Annotated in this window: 2 protein-coding genes and 1 pseudogene; all 3 read left to right on the forward strand. The window is 63.0% G+C overall.

Annotated features, from left to right (window positions below):
* Positions 1 to 1293 (forward strand): annotated as a pseudogene (locus tag AB4Z11_RS24590) (aconitase family protein); the annotation flags it as partial.
* Positions 1293 to 2483, forward strand: coding sequence for a 2-methylaconitate cis-trans isomerase PrpF (gene prpF / locus AB4Z11_RS24595; RefSeq protein ID WP_442028351.1), 1191 nt, complete (start codon positions 1293 to 1295; stop codon positions 2481 to 2483). The pseudogene AB4Z11_RS24590 and the gene prpF, both read left to right, overlap by 1 nt.
* A gap of 88 nt (positions 2484 to 2571) precedes the next feature.
* On the forward strand, positions 2572 to 4332 hold a 1761-nt coding region (locus AB4Z11_RS24600; protein WP_442028353.1), incomplete at its 3' end, for a PAS domain S-box protein.

The following is a 4332-nucleotide window of genomic DNA, read 5'->3' on the forward strand; positions in this document are numbered from 1 at the left end:
GGTCAAGTCTTCGCTGGCGCCGGGCTCGAAAGCCGTGACGCTGTACCTGGAAGAAGCGGGCCTGCTGCCGGAACTGGAGCAGCTGGGCTTCGGCGTGGTCGCTTACGCCTGCACCTCCTGCAACGGCATGTCCGGCGCGCTGGACCCGGTGATCCAGAAGGAAGTCGTGGACCGCGATCTGTACGCGACCGCCGTCCTGTCGGGCAATCGCAACTTCGACGGCCGTATCCACCCGTACGCCAAGCAGGCTTTCCTGGCTTCGCCGCCGCTGGTGGTGGCCTACGCCATTGCCGGCACCATCCGCTTCGACATCGAGAAGGATGTGCTGGGCCACGATGCCAACGGCAAGGCCATCACGTTGAAAGACCTGTGGCCGACGGACGAGGAAATCGATGCGATCATCGCTACCTCCGTGAAGCCGGACCACTTCCGCAAGGTCTACATCCCGATGTTTGCGCGCAGCGAAGAAGCTGCCGAACGCGCCGAGCCGCTGTACGACTGGCGTCCGCAGTCGACCTACATCCGTCGTCCGCCGTACTGGGAAGGCGCGCTGGCTGGCGAGCGCTCGCTGAAGGGCATGCGCCCGCTGGCTGTGCTGGGCGATAACATCACCACCGACCACCTGTCGCCATCCAACGCGATCATGATGAATTCGGCGGCGGGCGAATACCTGCACAAAATGGGCTTGCCGGAAGAGGACTTCAACTCTTACGCCACGCACCGCGGCGACCACCTGACCGCGCAGCGCGCCACCTTCGCGAATCCGACCCTGAAGAACGAAATGGTGCGCGATGCGGATGGCAATGTGAAGGCCGGTTCCCTGGCCCGTATCGAGCCGGAAGGCAAAGTCACACGCATGTGGGAAGCCATCGAAACTTATATGGACCGCAAGCAGCCGCTGATCGTGATCGCCGGCGCCGACTACGGCCAGGGTTCGTCGCGTGACTGGGCCGCAAAAGGCGTGCGCCTGGCTGGTGTGGAAGCGATCGTGGCCGAGGCTTCGAACGCATCCACCGCACCAACCTGGTGGGCATGGGCGTGCTGCCGCTGGAGTTCAAGCCGGGCACCAACCGCCTGACGCTGGGCATCGACGGCACCGAATCGTTCGATGTGRTCGGCGAGCGCGCGCCACGCGCCACGCTGACCCTGGTCATCCATCGCAAGAATGGCGAACGTGTTGAAGTGCCGGTGACCTGCCGTCTCGATTCGTCGGAAGACGTGTCGATCTACGAAGCAGGCGGCGTGCTGCAGCGCTTCGCTCAGGACTTCCTCGAATCCGCAAAGGCAGCTTAATGAGCCACGTACCGCAAATCAAAGTCCCCGCCACCTATATCCGTGGCGGCACCAGCAAGGGCGTGTTCTTCCGGCTGCAGGACCTGCCGGAAGCCGCTCGTGTTCCAGGCAAGGCACGCGATGCCTTGCTGCTGCGCGTGATCGGCAGCCCGGACCCGTACGCCAAGCAGATCGACGGCATGGGCGGCGCCACGTCGAGCACCAGCAAGACGGTGATCGTGTCGCCATCCACCCGTCCCGATCATGATGTGGACTACCTGTTCGGCCAGGTATCGATTGACAGCGCCTTCGTGGACTGGAGCGGCAACTGCGGCAACTTGTCCGCAGCGGTCGGCCCGTTCGCGATCAGCTCCGGCATGGTGGACGCCAGCCGCGTGCCGCAAAACGGCGTGGCCGTGGTGCGCATCTGGCAGGCTAACATCAGCAAGACCATCATCGCCCACGTGCCGGTCACGAACGGTGAAGTGCAGGAGACCGGCGACTTCGAGCTGGATGGCGTGACCTTCCCGGCCGCCGAAGTGCAGCTGGAATTCATGGACCCGGCTGCGGACGAAGAGGGAGGCGGTGGTTCCATGTTCCCGACCGGGCACCTGATCGATGATCTGGAAGTTCCGGGCGTCGGTACGCTGCGCGCGACCATGATCAACGCCGGCATTCCGACCATCTTCGTGGAAGCGGAAGCGATCGGCTACAAGGGCACGGAACTGCAGGACGCCATCAACAGCGATCCGAAAGCGCTGGCCATGTTCGAAACCATCCGCGCGCACGGTGCCGTGCGTATGGGACTGATCAAGGACGTATCGGAAGCGGCCACGCGCCAGCACACACCGAAAGTCGCTTTTGTCGCAGCGCCGGCAGGTTACACCGCATCCAGCGGCAAACAGGTGCAGGCCGGCGACATCGACCTGCTGGTGCGTGCGCTCTCGATGGGCAAACTGCACCACGCCATGATGGGCACGGCCGCGGTGGCAATCGGCACGGCGGCTGCCATTCCGGGCACGCTGGTCAATCTGGCTGCCGGTGGCGGTGAACGTGAGGCGGTGCGTTTCGGCCATCCGTCCGGCACGCTGCGCGTCGGTGCGGCAGCGCAGCAAGTGAATGGCGAGTGGAGCGTGACCAAGGCCATCATGAGCCGCAGCGCCCGCATACTGATGGAAGGCTGGGTACGCGTTCCTGGCGATTCCTTCTGATCGCAGAAGCGTTTTTGTTGTATTAGAGCCCGGCCTCGCCGGGCTTTTTCTTTGTTGAATCAAGGTTGTAGGCTATGATCCGGCATACATGAACCGAGTCTCAGCCAACCTGGATGTTGTCGCCGATGCACTGCAATTAATCGGCATGCCCGCTTGCGGCTGCGACGCGGAAGGGATTGTCATTGCCGCGAATCCGGAGCTGGACGCGCTCCTGCAAACCGATTCTCGTGGCCGCAATATCAAGGAATTCTTTGCGCCCCATGTGCGCGCCGAAGCGGCGGGGCAGCTGCAATCGGTGCACAACGAATCCTGGGACAGCTGCCTGGCCGATGCCAACGGCGCCTACATTGCCGTCCAGCTGAGGGTGAAGCCCTTCCCGGTAGGGATGGAAAGCGGCGGCGCCACCATCATTTTCAACGACATCAGCAGCTCGCAGCGTGACCAGCGCGCGCTGCGCAAGGCCATGCTGGAGCAGCAGGCCATTCTCGAAAACGCAGCGGTCGGCATCATCTTCAGCAAGGGCGGTGTGATCGTCGAGTGCAATATGCGCGCGGCGGAGATGTTCGGCTACGAGCGCGACGAGATGGAAGGCGCGCCCAGCATCATCGTTTATCCGTCGCCGGAAGAGGGCGAGCGCCGCCGCGTTGAAGGCCGGCCGATTCTGAAGCAGGGCATGGCGCACTCGCTGGAGCTGCCCCTGCGCCGGCGCGACGGAAGCCTGTTCTGGTGCCGCACGCACGGACGCGCCATTGATCCAACCGACACACGCGAAGGCACGGTGTGGATCTTGGAAGACATCAGCGAGCAGCGCGCAGCGACGGAAGCCACGCGCAAGCTGCTGCTGGAGCAGAAGGCGATTCTGGATAACGCCTCGGTCGGCATCCTGTTCACCAAGAACGGCGTGATGTTGAGCTGTAATCCGCTGATGGCGGGCATGTTCGGTTACACGCGCGCGGAAATCGTCGGCCGCAACGCCGGCGAAATGTTCATGTCGCAGGACGCCTACCGCGAATTCGGCAACCGCGCCACGCCGCTGCTGGGCGCGGGCGAGTTATTCGAATCGAAGGAGAGCGAGTTCCGGCACAAGAACGGCAGCCCGGTGTGGTGCAGTGTGCGCGCCAAGGCCGTCGATACGGAACACAATGACGGCGGCACCATCTGGATTCTGGAAGACGTGACCTTGTCGCGCCAGACCAAGATGGAGGTCGAAGCCATTATGACCAATGCCTCGGTCACCATCCTGTTCACCAAGAACCGCCTGATCACCCGCTACAACAAGGGCTTCCGCGACATGTTCCGCTACGATGGCGAGGAAGGCCTGGGCATCCCCGGTCGCAGCCTGTATCCGGACGACGAAACCTACAACCATGTGGGCGCATTGGCTTCGCCTCTGCTCAGCGCCGCCAAGCCATTTCGCACCGAAGTGACCATGTGCCGCAAGGATGGCAGCACCTTCTGGGCGCAGCTGATTGGGTACGTGGTGAATCCCGAGGAGCCATCGCAAGGCACGATCTGGATTATCGAAGACCGCACCGAGCAAAAGCGCGACGAGGAATCGCTGCGTAATGCGCTGCTGGAAAACCAGGCGATTCTCGATTCCGCCGTGCTGGGCATCTCGGTCTGCGAGAACGGCCGCAATCTGCGCTGCAACGCCAAGATGGAAGAGCTGTTCGGTTATCCGCCGGGCGGCATGATGGGTGTCAGCGTGCAGTCCTTCTATCCAAATCTGGACGACTGGAATACCGCCCGCAAGGAAACGGCGGAAGACTTCCTTGCTGGCCGCGTCAGCTCCTACGAATATCAGCTGGTGCGCAAGGACGGCAGCACTTTCTGGGCACGCCTGTCCGGC

The sequence above is a fragment of the Pseudoduganella sp. RAF53_2 genome, from assembly GCF_052113985.1.
Classification (GTDB): domain Bacteria; phylum Pseudomonadota; class Gammaproteobacteria; order Burkholderiales; family Burkholderiaceae_D; genus Rugamonas.